General features: G+C 63.3%; 14 protein-coding genes. 6 read left to right on the forward strand and 8 right to left on the reverse strand.

The genetic code is table 11. The features are described from left to right. Window positions 1-618: 618 nt before the first annotated feature. Window positions 619-921, reverse strand: a complete 303-nt coding sequence (locus E1956_RS41155) for a Dabb family protein (protein ID WP_134759039.1) — start codon at window positions 919-921, stop codon at window positions 619-621. A gap of 339 nt (window positions 922-1,260) precedes the next feature. Here E1956_RS41155 and E1956_RS41160 point away from each other — a divergent pair, with 339 nt between their 5' ends. The 4 genes from E1956_RS41160 (at window position 1,261) to E1956_RS41175 (ending at window position 4,644) form a co-directional block, all read left to right on the forward strand. Beyond that, window positions 1,261-2,145 (forward strand): intradiol ring-cleavage dioxygenase, encoded by an 885-nt coding sequence (locus tag E1956_RS41160; protein ID WP_134759041.1) that lies wholly within the window; start codon window positions 1,261-1,263, stop codon window positions 2,143-2,145. Window positions 2,146-2,186: 41 nt separating this feature from the next. Continuing rightward, the gene (locus tag E1956_RS41165) at window positions 2,187-3,254 is read left to right on the forward strand and encodes a maleylacetate reductase (RefSeq protein ID WP_134759043.1); all 1,068 of its coding nucleotides are present in this window, start codon (window positions 2,187-2,189) and stop codon (window positions 3,252-3,254) included. 37 nt (window positions 3,255-3,291) lie between these two features. After that, entirely contained in the window at window positions 3,292-3,906 is a 615-nt protein-coding gene (locus E1956_RS41170; protein WP_134759045.1) for an FMN-dependent NADH-azoreductase, read from the forward strand. Between the two features lie 132 nt (window positions 3,907-4,038). Continuing rightward, window positions 4,039-4,644, forward strand: coding sequence for an FMN-dependent NADH-azoreductase (locus E1956_RS41175; protein WP_134759047.1), 606 nt, complete (start codon window positions 4,039-4,041; stop codon window positions 4,642-4,644). A gap of 133 nt (window positions 4,645-4,777) precedes the next feature. On the opposite strand, the gene E1956_RS46455 is transcribed toward E1956_RS41175, so the two are convergent. Continuing rightward, window positions 4,778-4,930, reverse strand: coding sequence for a hypothetical protein (locus E1956_RS46455; protein WP_167760281.1), 153 nt, complete (start codon window positions 4,928-4,930; stop codon window positions 4,778-4,780). 151 nt (window positions 4,931-5,081) lie between these two features. Beyond that, window positions 5,082-5,255 carry a hypothetical protein gene (locus E1956_RS46460; RefSeq protein WP_167760282.1) on the reverse strand — a complete coding sequence of 58 codons (174 nt, stop codon included), beginning with the start codon at window positions 5,253-5,255 and terminating at the stop codon, window positions 5,082-5,084. Window positions 5,256-5,308: 53 nt separating this feature from the next. Between E1956_RS46460 and E1956_RS46465 the strand changes: the two genes are divergently transcribed. Then, window positions 5,309-5,581: a hypothetical protein gene (locus tag E1956_RS46465; RefSeq protein WP_167760283.1), complete on the forward strand. Its 273-nt coding sequence runs from the start codon at window positions 5,309-5,311 to the stop codon at window positions 5,579-5,581. A 92-nt stretch (window positions 5,582-5,673) separates the two neighbouring features. Then, window positions 5,674-6,456, forward strand: a complete 783-nt coding sequence (locus tag E1956_RS46470) for an alpha/beta fold hydrolase (RefSeq protein ID WP_167760284.1) — start codon at window positions 5,674-5,676, stop codon at window positions 6,454-6,456. On the opposite strand, the gene E1956_RS41185 is transcribed toward E1956_RS46470, so the two are convergent. The 5 genes from E1956_RS41185 to E1956_RS41205 all read right to left on the reverse strand — a co-directional run bounded on the left by E1956_RS41185 (window position 6,453) and on the right by E1956_RS41205 (window position 13,656). Then, window positions 6,453-7,424, reverse strand: coding sequence for a helix-turn-helix transcriptional regulator (locus E1956_RS41185; RefSeq protein WP_134759051.1), 972 nt, complete (start codon window positions 7,422-7,424; stop codon window positions 6,453-6,455). The genes E1956_RS46470 and E1956_RS41185 overlap by 4 nt on opposite strands. A gap of 1,065 nt (window positions 7,425-8,489) precedes the next feature. Then, window positions 8,490-9,905 carry an MFS transporter gene (locus tag E1956_RS41190; RefSeq protein WP_134759053.1) on the reverse strand — a complete coding sequence of 472 codons (1,416 nt, stop codon included), beginning with the start codon at window positions 9,903-9,905 and terminating at the stop codon, window positions 8,490-8,492. A gap of 33 nt (window positions 9,906-9,938) precedes the next feature. Further along, window positions 9,939-11,180, reverse strand: coding sequence for an NAD(P)/FAD-dependent oxidoreductase (locus E1956_RS41195; RefSeq protein ID WP_134759054.1), 1,242 nt, complete (start codon window positions 11,178-11,180; stop codon window positions 9,939-9,941). Beyond that, complete coding sequence (locus E1956_RS41200) at window positions 11,177-12,139, reverse strand: VOC family protein (protein ID WP_134759056.1); 963 nt, start codon at window positions 12,137-12,139, stop codon at window positions 11,177-11,179. The genes E1956_RS41195 and E1956_RS41200 overlap by 4 nt, the downstream gene beginning before the upstream one ends. Window positions 12,140-12,162: 23 nt before the next feature. Further along, window positions 12,163-13,656, reverse strand: a complete 1,494-nt coding sequence (locus E1956_RS41205) for an aldehyde dehydrogenase (protein WP_134759058.1) — start codon at window positions 13,654-13,656, stop codon at window positions 12,163-12,165. Window positions 13,657-13,674 lie beyond the last annotated feature (18 nt).

The following is a 13,674-nucleotide window of genomic DNA, read 5'->3' on the forward strand; positions in this document are numbered from 1 at the left end:
GGGCCGCGGGCGTTGCCCCTGTGCGGGGCGGCACCTACTTTTCTTTGCAGCCGCAAAGAAAAGTAGGCAAAAGAAAGCGGCTCAAACCGCTAGTGTGACGCAGTCCCCCACTGCCCTGTCATTCGGAGCGGCTCCGGGGCATCCGTCGCCTCGTACACTCCGCCTTAGTGACAAGGGGCTCATCCTTCCCGCCGCGCGCTACGCGCGGGCGGAAGGGTCTGCAAGGAAAACCGTTCGTTTTGCGAGACGATTGCGCGGGGTGATGCCAGGCAAAGTGGCAAGTGTACACAGGAACGTTTCCGGTCGAATACGCTGGAGTCCTACGAAAACGCTTGCATCCCACCGGCTTTAGTTATGCCCCACGGCGCGCGCAGCGCCGCCGGATGAATGAGTCCTTAGTCACTCCGGGTGAAGGCGAGTGGAGACAGACGCTCCGGAGCCGCTCCGCTATAAGGCGAGTGGTGAACTGCGTCACACTGGCGGGGTGAGCGGCTTTCTTTTGCCTACTTTTCTTTGCCGCGGCAAAGAAAAGTAGGTGCCGCCCCGCACGGGGGCAACGCCCGCGGCCCGCCGCGAATACAAGTTAAGGCCAACGCGGCGCACCGCCCGCAGACCTGCCTAGTGCAGGTAATAATCAACCTGATGACGCGCCTCCCGCATACCAGTAAGCGCCTCACGAACCCTCAGATGCTCCGGATGATCCGCATAAGCCTCGAGCGCTGCACGCGATTCGAAATCCGTAACCAGCACCACATCGCAGGCGTAATCGACTGCGCTAACATCGATCCCCACTTCAAGCGCCACCAAACCGGGAATCACCCCTCGAAGACTTTCGAACTCCTTCTTGACGTACGACGCCGTCTCGCGACGCTCCTCTGCGGTTCGACCCGCAACACGCCACATCACGATGTGCCTGATCATGCTCATGCCCTTGTAAATAGACTCAAAACGACCGCATAGCCGGAACACTTCTCCTCCGCCAGCGACTCCTCCACACTATATTTTCCGTTCGTGCAATTTAGATCCACGATAGGCCCTTCTCGTGACAAGAGAAATAGCCTCGCGGAAGAACTGTCCTCCGCATGGTGGAAGAATCACACTGAGGTCATCCTGTTGGCGCCTGGCAACTCCATCCACCACTTTTCCACCTACTGGAAATTTGTTTTCGCGCTCACGCATATTTTTCCTTCACGAACGCCGCTAGAGTGCGGGCATGACCGCTCAACAATGAAGCCGGCAAAGAGATACGTGGAGGCAGCAATGCGCAATATCAGCGAAGACACCATTACCCAAGCCGTCCTTGCAGCCATGAGCGGCTGCAAGAATCCCAGGCTGCGCACCGTCATGACCAGTCTCGTGCAGCATCTGCACTCCTTTGCGCGCGACATCGAACTGACCGAGGACGAGTGGCGCTACGCGATCCAGTTCCTCACCGAGGTCGGTCATATCACCGATGACAAACGTCAGGAGTTCATACTGCTTTCCGATACGCTCGGCCTCTCGATGCTGACCACGACGCAGAACAACCGCAAGCCGCCCGAATGCACGGAGGCCACGGTGCTGGGCCCGTTCTTCGTGGAAGGCGCGCCCGAGTACCAGAATGGCGAGGACGTATCCAATGGCGCGGCCGGTCTGCCGTGCTTTGTCTCGGGCAACGTTCGCGGCCTGGACGGCGAGCCCGTGTCGGGCGCAGCGCTCGAGATCTGGCAATCGGACGAGGACGGCTACTACGACGTCCAATACGCCGATCCACAGCAGGAGGAGATGGAATTTCGGGCACGCGCCCGTCTGCGCACGCTGGCCGACGGCCGCTTCCACTTTCGCTCGATCCTCCCGGAGGCGTATCCCATCCCGCACGACGGCCCGGTGGGCAAGATGCTCGAAGCGCTCGGAAGACATCCGTGGCGTCCCGCACATCTGCATTTCTGGATCAATGCGGCCGGGTATGAGCCCCTGATCACGCATGTCTTCCGCAACGGGGACCAGTACCTCGATTCGGACGCCGTCTTTGGCGTGCGCTCCACCCTGGTGGCGGACTGGGTCGAGCACGCCCCGGGCGTGGCGCCCGATGGCACGCGGATGGACACGCCGTTTTACACGCTCGACTATGACTTCGTCCTCAATCCGGTCGCGCAGACGGCATGACGCCGGCACCCTTCCCGATCAACCGAACTTCGAGCTCCATCGTGCCCACATCTGACTTCGTTTATAACGGTCGCGCGACACGCGTCGTGTTCGGCAGCGGATCACGCGCCCATCTCGAACGTGAACTGCTGGCGCTGGGCGCGCAGCGTGCATTGGTCCTGTGCAGCCCGGAGCAGCATGCACTCGGGGCATCGGTGGCCGAACAACTGGCTAGCCGCTCAGCGGGCCTGTTCGATCGCGCCGCCATGCACGTGCCGGTCGAGCTTGCGCGCGAAGCGCGGGCAACAGCCAGCTCGCTGGGGGCCGATTGCATCGTCGCGGCGGGCGGCGGATCGGCGATCGGACTCGCCAAGGCCATCGCGCTCGAATCGAGCCTGCCCATTCTCGCCATGCCCACCACTTACGCCGGAAGCGAAATGACGCCCATCTACGGGCTCACCGAAGCCGGCCAGAAGCGCACCGGAACCGACCTTCGCGTCCTGCCGAAGACGGTCATCTACGATCCGGACCTCACGCTGACGCTGCCCGTTGCCATGTCGGTCACGAGCGGCATCAACGCCATCGCGCACGCGGCCGAGGGCCTGTATGCGCGCGATGCCAATCCGCTAACGAGCCTGATGGCCGAAGAAGGGATCGCGGCGCTCGCGCGCAGCCTGCCCAATATCGTCGCGAAGCCCGACGATCCGGCCGCGCGCGCCGACGCCTTCTACGGCTCCTGGCTGTGCGGCGCCGTGCTCGGCAGCGTCGGCATGGCCTTGCATCACAAGCTTTGCCATACGCTGGGCGGCAGTTTCGATCTGCCGCACGCGCCAACGCACACGATCGTGCTGCCACATGCGCTGGCGTACAACGCCGAGGCTGCACCGGAAGCGATGAAGCGCATCGCAAAGGCCGTCGGGCATGAAAACGCGGCGCAGGGGCTGTACGAACTCGCACGCGCAAACGGCGCGCCCATTGCGCTGAAAGACATCGGCATGCGCGAAGACCAGCTGGACCATGCCACCGACCTCGCGTGCAGCAATGCGTACTGGAATCCCCGTCCGCTGGAACGCGACGCGATTCGCGCGCTGTTGCAACGCGCGTTCGAAGGCGCCGCGCCGAAGCCGTAATGCCGCGAATCCCCCGCGTTTATCGGAGCCGTTCGCAATGAAGTTGCTGCATATCGATTCCAGTATTCTCGGAGCCCGTTCGGTTAGCCGTTTGCTCTCCTCAAAAATCGTCGAACAAGAAAGGAGACTGCACCCGGCTCTCGACGTGGTGTACCGCGACCTTGCGTGCGATTGCGCGTTGCACTTTTCTGCCGCGCACATGGCCGCGCGGGCCGGTGAAACGCTCCAAGGCGCCGAACTCTGCAGCGATCTCGAACTCAGCCAGGAGTATCTGGATGAACTGTTCGAGGCCGATATCATCGTCATCGGCGCGCCGATGTACAACCTGACGGTCCCGTCCCAGTTGAAGGCATGGATCGACCGCATTGTCATAGCGGGAGAAACCTTCACCTATGACGAAACCGGCGCGGTCAGGACACTGCTCCCACCCGGCAAAAAGGTCATCATTGCTTCGACACGCGGCTACGTCTACCGGGCCGACACCTCAACGGCGGCGCTCGAGCACCATGAGCGCTTTCTGAAAGGCGTGTTCTCCTTCCTCGGGTTACGCGACGTGACGGTGGTCCGCGCTGAGGGTCTTGCGCTCGGAGCCCGCACCCGCAACGCCGCGATCTGCCACGCACAGGTCCAAATAGCGGCCATCCGGCCTTGACGGTTTCGGCCAGCGTCCATCGCCCACAGCGATGGGTCCCATCAAAAAAACCAGGCTATTCAGATGGTCATTCGAAGCCTATCGTGCAGCTAACCGGCAAACATATCGTCTGCCACATCGGAGAGAAATTCCATGAAACTGCTGCACGTTGATTCCAGCATCCTCGGCCCCGGCTCGGTTAGCCGCGATTTGTCGGCGGATGTCGTCGCGACCTTCAAGGGCCGCCAACCCGACCTCACGGTCACGCGTCTGGACCTGGCCGCCACGCCCATCGGCCATCTCACGGCTGCACACCTCGCGGCCGCGCAAGGCGCGCCCGTCGACGATGCATTGAAGGCCGACGTCGCCATCGGCCTGGCCGCGCTCGAAGAATTCCTGGCCGCCGACATCGTGGTCATCGGCGCGCCGATGTACAACCTTGGCATCCCCTCGCAACTGAAGGCCTGGATCGACCGTATCTCCATCGCCGGGAAGACGTTCCGCTACACCGAGCAGGGCCCCGTCGGCCTGTGCGGCGGCAAGAAGCTGGTCATCGCCTCGTCGCGCGGTGGCGTGTACAGCGGCGGCGCGCCCGCCGCTGCATACGATCATCAGGAAACCTATCTGAAGGCGGCCTTCGGCTTCCTGGGCATCACCGACATCACCTTCATCCGCGCCGAAGGTGTCGCGATGGGTGAGGAAGCACGCAATGGCGCCATCGCCTCGGCCAAGCAAGAGACCGCTGCGCTCGCCGCGTAAGCTAATACTTGAAGCGTAACCCTGCGCGCGCAAGTAACCGATTCGGCGTCGATGACGGCGCCACCTCGTGGATTTGCGCGACCGCCGGCGTGATCGCAGGCGCGACACCGAACGTGTCCATCGCAAGCAAGATCTAGCCATAGGCGTGGAAGGTCGAGAGAAACGGCTCGCCGACGATGAAGGCGTGAAACCCGTAGACCGTAAATCCGGAACACCCGAGCGCACTGCCGATCGTGGTCGCGACAATCGTCCGACCAATGTGGGCATCGCTCGGGCTATCGGTCATGCAGACTTGCGTGATCCAGCGCCGCGGCAGTCAGCTCACATTCACCGCGCTCCATTTCATCGAGTGCGTGAAGGAAGCGCTGGGGACACGCAGCTAGATATCGGTCTTGACCACCCGCTGCTCAAAGCACACCGCGCCAATGCGCGCTCCCTCACAAAGCATGATGCAAATGCATCATTGCCCGCGATGCCTGAACCCCGCACCATCTCCAGAACAGGATCGACAGCACGGCAAACCCCGCGATTCGATCCTTGTTGAACGACGAACACAAGACAAGCGGCAGGCATAACAACGTCACACCATCGCGCTGAACGATGTCCGGCATCGTACCCGCAAAGCCGCCGCGTACGATGCCTTTCGTCTTATCTGGAGATGCACATGAAGATGCCGACTGCCCTCCTTGTCGCCTTCGTTCTCTCTTCGACAGCATCAGCCGAGGACAACCCCGCACCGCCCGCAGCCGCGATGACTGCACAAACCGAAGCGACAGCCGCGACGACCGCTGCACCCGCCCCGGCGCCCCAGGCTGCGGGTGCCAACAAAATCTGCCGCATGACACACGGCTGGACCTGCCATCTGCACGACCAGAGCCTCGAGCCGGGTTCGAACTGCCTGTGCGGCGATCATCACGGCGTGGTCGACGTCCAGTAACGCGCCCTTCGAGAGGCCACACGGCCACACCGCCACGCGCAAAGCCCGCCTGTCCCAAGGCGGGCAACCCTCGCACCTCGAGCCCAGCGATCATGAACGCCCCCCTGTCCACGCTATTCCTGCACGGCGGCCCGGGACTCTCTTCGATCGCCGAGCGCGATCTCTACGGCCACACGCTGCCGATTCACTGGTGGGACCAGCCGCGCTCGGTCGTGCTGTTCGCGCGGCCGTTTGGTGCGCTCGTCGAAGCGGCGGAAGACGAGATCCGCATGCTCGCCGATACGACCGGAGGGCCGATCGATCTGCTCGCGCATTCGTTTGGCGCGCATCTCGCGCTGCGACTCATCGCGCGCGTGCCTGCCCATGTCGGCAAGCTGTGGCTGCTCGCACCGGTCTATGACATCGGCGATGCCTTCGTGCGGCTCGCGACGCGGCTATTGACGCTCTCGCCGGCCTCCGAGCCGCTGCTCGCCGCGCTCGCGGAATTCAAGGCGACCAGCGACTACGCGCGCTTCGCGCGACTCGCGGTTCAGGTCACAAGCTTTGCAAACCTCTTCGAGCTTTACTGGGGCGCAGGGGCGAACACGCGCCGGCGCTGGTATCTGGACCTGCTCGCGCGCCAGAACCTGGTGGACCCTAGCGCGTTCGAAGTCATCGTGCGCGACTTCTGGGCCGATCCAGTGCCGCCTCTCGATCCGGTGGCGGGCGCGCAGAAGGTGCAGCTCGTTTTTGGTCGCGAGGATCCACTCGTCGATCTGGACGCCGAGCGCCATACGTGGATGCAGCTCTTTCCGCACGCGCAATACGTCGAGCTCGACACGGGCCACTTCGTGCATCTGGAAGCACCGGCTTCGCGCTGGTGGAAATCGATCTAGTGACCCGCACGTCTGAGCTGCTGCACGAGCTCGGCATTCGAATGCACGCCGGCACGCTCGTGTATCGCTTGCAGATGATTGCGAACCGTGGCGGGCGCGATGGCGAGCGAACGCGCGATCTCCTTGTGCGTGAGGCCCGTGGTCACGAGCTTCGCGACTTCGAGTTCGCGCGGTGAAAGCGTATCCACTGGCACGCGCGCACGTGCGCGGACGAACACTGCGTCGTGCACCACTTCGGTGAAGAACAGCGCGGCTCGCCCGTGAAAGCTCGACTGGCCGCCGATGGCCGCGAGCCGCGCGAGATTCGCCGGTAGAGCACGATGCGCGAGGGACGGCCATTCCTCGCGCAGCAGATCGCGAAAGTCTGGTTCGACGAACAGGAAATCGCCACCCACATCGCAAACCGCCATCGACCACGCCGCATCACCGCGGTGCGGTCTGATACGTTCCATCTGGAGCACGAGGTTCGTTTGCAAGGCCTCCATCAGATGCGGAAACACGAGTTCGAGTGTTCTGCGCTGCGACTCGTCGAACGGTTTGTGCTCGTATGCACCGTACAGGGAGATGGCCTGGCGCAGGCCGTCCTCGCCGGATTTGCAGCCAATGATCAGGCCGTGCATATGGCGGTAGCGGTGCACGTAGTTCAACAGGCCCGGACTGCGCTCGTGCGCATAGACCACGGAGAGGGGAAGGTTGGCCACGGTGCCGAGATGCTCGAGGCACCACGTGGCGGCGCAATCGTGCTCGCGAACGGCTTCGTAGTCCTTGAGCGACTCGGGCGAGTCGTTGTAGAGATAGGGCTCATGATAGGCCGCGCCGCGCGCGTCGTGGCGCGCTGTGCCCCAGCGTGCCGCGTCGAATGGCACGAGCGCTTTGAGCAGCTTGAGCGCATGTTCCTGAAAGGCATTGAAAGGCACTTCGCGGGCTGCGCCATGCAACGAAAGAAGAAAGCCACTGAGTTCGTTCATGGCTGCCTCCGCTTTCTGATCTTGCTTATTGCCCCCGGCTGAAAACGGAAGACATCGGAATCAATTTTTTTTGCTTTTTATTTTGATAGCACAGAATTGGTGGGTATCCAAGGGCGTTGGTGTTTGTCTGGATCTGCGATGGGTTGGTGAGGAGGTGCGCGTGGCTCGCGCGGGAATTCCATCGCGGTCGCGGTCTGTAGACTTTTTAATTTGGCTATTTAGAATGTGTTTGATTAAAAGATTTTGATGGGGTGTTGGTAGACTAGTTGTGTGCGTGTGTCCAGGTTCCTGGCCCGTTGGCCTTAACTTGTATTCGCGGCGGGCCGCAGGCGTTGCCCCTGTGCGGGGCGGCACCTACTTTTCTTTGCAGCCGCAAAGAAAAGTAGGCAAAAGAAAGCGGCTTAAACCGCCAGTGTGACGCAGTTCACCACTGCCCTGTCCATCGGAGCGGCTCCGGGGCATCCGTCTTCCCGCACATTCCGCCTTGGTGACAAGGGGCTCATCCTTCCCGCCGCGCGCTACGCGCGGGCGGAAGGGTATGCAAGGAAAACCGAGCGGGCGGGCCGGCGAATGCGATGCGGTGCCGCCCGGTAAGTGCACGAAGGTGCGAACCGGTAAATGCGCGGGAGTGCTGAGCGGGAAATGCGCTGGGGTTCTGCCGGTAAATGCGTTGGGGTGCTGACTAGTGAACGCACAGGCGTGCTGGCTGGCGAATGCGTGGGCGTGCGCCGATCGAATACGCAGGAGTTCTACGAATACGCGTGAATCCCACGGGTTTTGGTTATGCCCCACGGCGCGCGCAGCGCCGCCGGATGGAAGAGCCCTTAGTCACTCCGGGTGACGTCGCGAGGTGGCAGACGCTCCGGAGCCGCTCCGAAATACAGGGCAGTGGTGAACGGCGTCACACTGGCGGTTTGAGCGGCTTTCTTTTGCCTACTTTTCTTTGCCGCGGCAAAGAAAAGTAGGTGCCGCCCCGCACAGGGGCAACGCCTGCGGCCCGCCGCGAAACCAAGTTAGGGCCAAGGCAAAACCAGGGGGCAATGCCAACGCCCCCAAAAACCAATCTCAAGCCTCAAGCTGCTCAAGCACCTTCCCTTTCGTCTCAATCCCAAGAAAATGCACTGTCAAAGCAGCAAGAAACGGCACAGCCGCAAGGATATAAAACGCCACATCGAGATTCCCCCCGATCATCGTCTTCGAGACGATAGTAGGCGCAAAGATGGCGGCCACTTTCAGCCACGCACCGCCCATCCCACAGCCAAACGCCCGAATACTCGTAGGATAAAGCTCAGGCGTATAAACATACGCAGTAATAAAACCACAAGCAAGCAACCCAAGCGACAACGCACAGAACGTAGCCACAACATAAACCGACATCCCATGGCAAATACCGGCCATCGCGAGCGACACAGCACACAACACAAACGAGACGTTGATGATGGGCTTGCGACCCACCTTATCCACCAGCAACGCGCAGGTAAGCGACCCGATCACCCCCAGCACCGAAGCGGCCACCGCGAGATTAAGCGCAAGCTGCAGCGGCGCATGATAGACGTTGCGATAAATCGTAGGCAACCAGGTAGAAAGCCCATACTGAATGAACCCGCAGGTCATCCACAGCATGGCCACCGCAAGCGTGCGCTTGAGATACGCGGGCCCAAACAGATCCTTCACACTCCGCTTCGGATGGCGCTTGACGAGCGCATCAAAGTCACCCGCATTGGTGACCGGATCAAGCGGCCCCTTCGCGGTACGCTCGAACGCGCTCACAGCATCGGCGGCCTCCTGCATCCGCTCGCGTTCAGCGAGCCAGCGCGGCGACTCGGGCACGAGCTTGCGCAACACGAAGAACAGCACGAGCGGCAGCGCGCCAATGAAATACATGGCCTGCCAGCCGAACCGCGGCACTATCCACGCACCCAGCGCATTCGACGCCAGCAACCCAACCGGGAACACGATCTCATAGAGGAGAACGAACCGTCCACGGCCATGAGCGCGGCTCACCTCGTTGATATAGGTCGCGGCCACGGGCAACTCGCCACCCAGCCCAAATCCCTGAATCACGCGCAGCGCCGCAAACACGAGAAAGGTCGGCGCGAAGCCACAAGCAATGCTCGTCACCCCGATAATGCCCGAGCTCCAGGCAATCGCCCGCACGCGGCCATGGCGCTCGGCAAGCCACGGAAACAGAAAGGCACCGAACAACTGACCGACCGAACCGGAGGCGATCAGAAAGCCAATCTCCCACGGCGTGAGATGCCACTTCTGGATCAGAATCGGCAATGTCGCGGCAATCGCAATCACGTCGAAACCGTCGAAGAAGGTAGCCAGGCCGATCAAGAGGCGCGCGCGCACCTGCATGGCGTTGGTCGGCAGCCGTTCGAGCCGCGCGATAATCGATCCGCGCGTGTGTGGCCCGCTGAACGTCTCGGCAACCGGCGCGTCGCCGCAATTGCCGATGGGGGTATCGAAAGTTCTCATGCCTGTGGTCCCGTCTCCGTGTTGTCTCGGGCCTTATGCGAGGGCCTTGCTCGTGTCCGTGAGCGCCGCGATGTCGACCGCGCGCCCCTGGCTCATCCATTTGCGCGCGAGCTTGAGGTCGCGCGCCGAGTTGATCGCGATGACGCCCCGCAGATGCCCTTGCTCCACAAAGAAGAGCGTCGCGCGCTTTTCCTCGAGGCTGCCGCGCAGCGCCGGCGCAACGGCAGCGGGAATGTCACCAAGAATCTGCAGGTTCACGTCGTACTGATCGGACCAGAACCACGGAATTTCCGCGTAAGGCGTCTTCACGCCGAGCACGGCCTTGGCCACGGCGATGGCCTGATTCTGTGCATTGGCCCACGACTCCAGCCGCACCCGGCGCTTGAGCCAGGCATTCGGATGGTTCGCCACGTCGCCGCAGGCGAATATGCAGGCATCCGAAGTTTCGCCGAACTCGTCCACGACAATGCCGTCTTCCACGGCAAGGCCCGCGGCCTCGGCAAGCGCCGTGTGCGGCGCAAGGCCGATGCCGGCCACGGCGAAATCGGCGTCGAGCGTGCTACCGTCCGCGAAGGTCGCGCGCACGCCGCCTTGCTCGCAGTCTTCGAGCGACACGAGCGCCGCGTTCAGGCGCACGTCCACGCCATTCGCGCGGTGCAATTCGAGCAGGAAGTCCGAGACGTCCTGCGGCAGCGAGCGCGCGCACAGACGCCCTGCGCCCTCCACCACGGTCGCTGCCACGCCGAGCTTGCGCGCGGTCGCGGCCACTTCGAGCCCGATCCAGCCGCCGCCCACCACCAGCACGCGCTGGCTGCTGCGCAGCCGCTCGCCCAGCGCCACCGCCTCGTCGAGCGTGCGCAGATAGGTCACGTGCGCGCTCTTCGCGATGCTCGCCGGCAGCTTGCGCGCCGCGCCGCCCGTGGCGATCACGAGGCGGTCGTACTTCACTTCGCGGCCCGAGCGCGTGGTGACCACGCGTGCCGCGCGGTCGATGGCCGTCGCGCAGTCGGGTTGCCAGGCTTCCACATTCAGGGCAGCAAATTCGTCGGGCTTGGCGATACGCACCGTTTCGATATCGGCTTCGCCCGCCAGCACGGCCTTCGAGAGCGGCGGTCGCTCATACGGCAGGTGCACTTCGTCCGCGATCATCACGAGCCGGCCCGCGTAGCCTTCCTTGCGCAGCGTCTTCACGACCCAGCCCGCGGCCTGGCCGCCGCCGATCACCACGACGGTGCGTGGCGCTTCCTCTGCGTGGTTTTCGATTGCGTCGCTCATTGCTTACGCTCCGTCATGAACTTGCCCTGCGGCGCTTCCGCATTCTTCTGGCGGCGCGTGTTGCCGTCGAGGCCGCCATCAACCGCCCACTCCGCGAACACGGTCGGGCCCGGTTCGAATTCGCGCGGCTGCCATTCCGGCGTGAGCACGTCTTCGTCGGCGTAATACTCGATCAGCGCGCCCGCCGGGTTCTTGAAGTACCAGAAGTACGCCGACGAAACCGGATGCCGGCCAGGGCCCAGCTGCGTGGTCCAGCCGCAACGGCTGATATGCAGGCCGCCGCCGAACACCTCGTGGATGTCGCGCACCGTGAATGCCACGTGATTGAGGCCCTTCTTGCCGTCGGGCAGCGCGAGCAGGAACAGGTCGTGGTGGCCTCCGTGCGGCGCGCAGCGCATGAACGCGCCGCGGTCCGGATAGCGGTCCGATGTCTCGAAGCCGAGCAGCTCGTGATAGAACTGCTCCTGCTCCGCGAGGCAGTTCGTGAAGAACACCACGTGACCCACTTCCACCGGTCGCGCGCGCTCATAGATCGGCGACGGCGTATCCACACGCAGCGTCTGGCCCCACACGTTCGACGGCGAGCCCTTCACGTCGATCTCGCGCCGACGCGTGACTTCCACACGAATCGCCATGCCTGCCGGGTCGAAGCAACCCACCGCTTCCGGCACGCTGTAATAGCCCGGCTGGCCCTTCAGGCGCTCGCGCAATGCGTCGAGTTCTTCGCGCGTGGCCACGCCCCACGTCACTTCGCGCAGCGTCGGGCCTGCTTCAAAGGCGGCGGGCAGCGTGGCGTCGTTCGCATCGGCCACGAGCACGGTGCAGCCGTTGAGCGTTTCGAAACGCGCCCGCGTTTCATCGTGCGACGTCTCCGTCAAACCCCAGTCGGCGAAGAAACGCCGGCAGGTTTCGAGGTCGGTCACGCCGTAGGTAATCTGTTCGATGCCAAGAATCGTCATGTTCATTGCTCCGTTGCGCGCGCTCAGGCGTTGGCCCAGGGCAGCGGCGCGTCGTTCAAGCCCCAGTAGAGGCTCTTCTGCTGCATGTATTCGCGAATGCCAAGCCGCCCTTTCTCGCGGCCCATGCCGCTCTCCTTCCAGCCCGAGAACGGCGTGGAGATCGAGAACAGCTTGTACGTATTGATCCAGACCGTGCCCGCTTCGAGCTTGCGGGCCACGCGCCACGCGCGCTTGTAGTCGCGTGTCCAGATGCCGGCCGCAAGGCCGAACACGCTGTCGTTGGCTTCTTCGATCAGTGCGGCTTCGTCGTCGAAGGGCATGGCCACCAGCACCGGCCCGAAGATCTCTTCCTGGCAGATGCGCGCACTGTTCTGGAGTCCTTCCAGAATGGTCGGCTGATAGAAGAAGCCGTTTTCGCGATCGTCGCCCACGGGACGCTCGCCGCCGCACAAGAGGCGGCCGCCCTCTTCCAGACCGATCGCCACGTAGCGCTCCACCGACTCGCGATGCTTCGCCGTGATGAGCGGCCCCATCTGCGTATCGGGCCGCGACGGGTCGCCCACGCGCAGCTTGCGTGCGCCTTCCACGAGGCGTTTCATGAACGCGTCGTAGATCGAGCGCTGCACGAACAACCGCGACCCGGCGATGCAGGCCTCGCCCGACGAGCTGAAGATGCCGTACAGCACGCCGTTCACGGCGTGATCGAGATCCGCGTCCTCGAACACGATGGTCGGCGACTTGCCGCCCAGTTCGAGCGATACGGGCATGAGCTTTTCCGCCGCGATGCGGGCAATGCCGCGGCCCACCTCGGTGCCGCCCGTGAACGAGACCTTCTTCACGAGCGGATGGCGCACCAGCACGTCGCCAATCACCGAGCCCTTGCCCGGCAGCACGCTCAGGATGCCGCTGGGCACGCCCGCTTCCTCGCAGATGCGCGCAAGCGCGAGCGAGACGAGCGGCGTGACTTCGGCGGGCTTGAGCACGACCGCATTGCCGCCCGCGAGCGCGGGTGCGAGCTTCTGCGCGTCCGAGGCGATCGGCGAATTCCACGGCGTAATGGCCGCGATCACACCAATCGGCTCATGCACGCTCATCGTCAGGTAGTCGCCGCGCGAGGGCGTGAGTTCGTCGTCGAGCGTTTCGAGGCAGGCCGCGAAGTAGCGGAACGTGTTGGCGGCGCTCGCCACCAGCACGCGCGTCTCGCCGATGGGCTTGCCGTTGTCGCGGCGCTGCAGCTGCGCGAGCGCTTCGTGGCGCTGCATGATGAGCTCGGCGATGCGGTAGAGCACGAGCGCGCGCTGATGCGGCTTCATGCCGGCCCACTCGCTGTTCTTCCACGCGGCGTGCGCTTTCTCGACCGCCTCGCTGGCGTCTTCGGCGCTTGCCGTCGAGACCTCCATGTTCACCGACTGGTCGGCGGGATAGATGCTCGCGAAGGGCGCGGCGCGTCCCTGGCGCCACTCACCGCCAATCAGGATATCGTCGTTCGGGACGAGGCTGGTATCGAATGGAGTCATTTCAGAGGTCTCTTTGTT

The sequence above is a fragment of the Paraburkholderia pallida genome, assembly GCF_004524855.1.
Taxonomy (GTDB): domain Bacteria; phylum Pseudomonadota; class Gammaproteobacteria; order Burkholderiales; family Burkholderiaceae; genus Paraburkholderia; species Paraburkholderia oxyphila.

Excerpts from the sequence above, each read along its gene's own strand:
- E1956_RS41195 (WP_134759054.1), bottom strand. The coding sequence starts at position 11,180 with ATGAGCGACGCAATCGAAAACCACGCAGAGGAAGCGCCACGCACCGTC.
- E1956_RS46460 (WP_167760282.1), bottom strand. The coding sequence starts at position 5,255 with ATGCCGGACATCGTTCAGCGCGATGGTGTGACGTTGTTATGCCTGCCG.
- E1956_RS46470 (WP_167760284.1), top strand. The coding sequence starts at position 5,674 with ATGAACGCCCCCCTGTCCACGCTATTCCTGCACGGCGGCCCGGGACTC.
- E1956_RS41170 (WP_134759045.1), top strand. The coding sequence starts at position 3,292 with ATGAAGTTGCTGCATATCGATTCCAGTATTCTCGGAGCCCGTTCGGTT.
- E1956_RS41185 (WP_134759051.1), bottom strand. The coding sequence starts at position 7,424 with ATGAACGAACTCAGTGGCTTTCTTCTTTCGTTGCATGGCGCAGCCCGC.
- E1956_RS46465 (WP_167760283.1), top strand. The coding sequence starts at position 5,309 with ATGAAGATGCCGACTGCCCTCCTTGTCGCCTTCGTTCTCTCTTCGACA.
- E1956_RS41190 (WP_134759053.1), bottom strand. The coding sequence starts at position 9,905 with ATGAGAACTTTCGATACCCCCATCGGCAATTGCGGCGACGCGCCGGTT.
- E1956_RS41200 (WP_134759056.1), bottom strand. The coding sequence starts at position 12,139 with ATGACGATTCTTGGCATCGAACAGATTACCTACGGCGTGACCGACCTC.
- E1956_RS41205 (WP_134759058.1), bottom strand. The coding sequence starts at position 13,656 with ATGACTCCATTCGATACCAGCCTCGTCCCGAACGACGATATCCTGATT.
- E1956_RS41160 (WP_134759041.1), top strand. The coding sequence starts at position 1,261 with ATGCGCAATATCAGCGAAGACACCATTACCCAAGCCGTCCTTGCAGCC.
- E1956_RS46455 (WP_167760281.1), bottom strand. The coding sequence starts at position 4,930 with ATGACCGATAGCCCGAGCGATGCCCACATTGGTCGGACGATTGTCGCG.
- E1956_RS41155 (WP_134759039.1), bottom strand. The coding sequence starts at position 921 with ATGATCAGGCACATCGTGATGTGGCGTGTTGCGGGTCGAACCGCAGAG.
- E1956_RS41175 (WP_134759047.1), top strand. The coding sequence starts at position 4,039 with ATGAAACTGCTGCACGTTGATTCCAGCATCCTCGGCCCCGGCTCGGTT.